This window comes from Bacillus sp. SIMBA_074, assembly GCF_046534555.1.
GTDB lineage: Bacteria > Bacillota > Bacilli > Bacillales > Bacillaceae_G > Bacillus_A > Bacillus_A mycoides.
Genome location: NZ_JAWRYM010000619.1, coordinates 1 through 267, shown reverse-complemented (window position 1 = coordinate 267; position 267 = coordinate 1). Strand labels below are relative to the sequence as shown.

At 52.8% G+C, this 267-nt stretch carries 1 pseudogene; it reads right to left on the bottom strand.

The annotated features are described in order from the left end of the window. Positions 1–267, bottom strand: a pseudogene (locus SB773_RS32225) (peptidase M20); the annotation flags it as partial.

Genomic DNA, 267 nt, shown 5'->3' with positions numbered 1-267 from the left:
ATCTGCGCGATGTCCGTTTGCCTCTAGCAAGGTGCGTGGACCTGCTCCAAACATGACGGTCGGAATCCCGGCTTCTGCGAAAAGTCTGGCATCTGCATAGAGTGGCACACCGTGAACGGTAAGCTCTCCGTCCATGATTTCCTTCCAGTTTGCTCCGAGTGTTTGAATGAGTGCCGTATCCTCTGGAACCGGACCAAAGCTCTTTGCCAAAAGGATACGCTCAACCGCCGTTTCGATGCCGATATATTCGCTCGCTGTTTGTTCTAC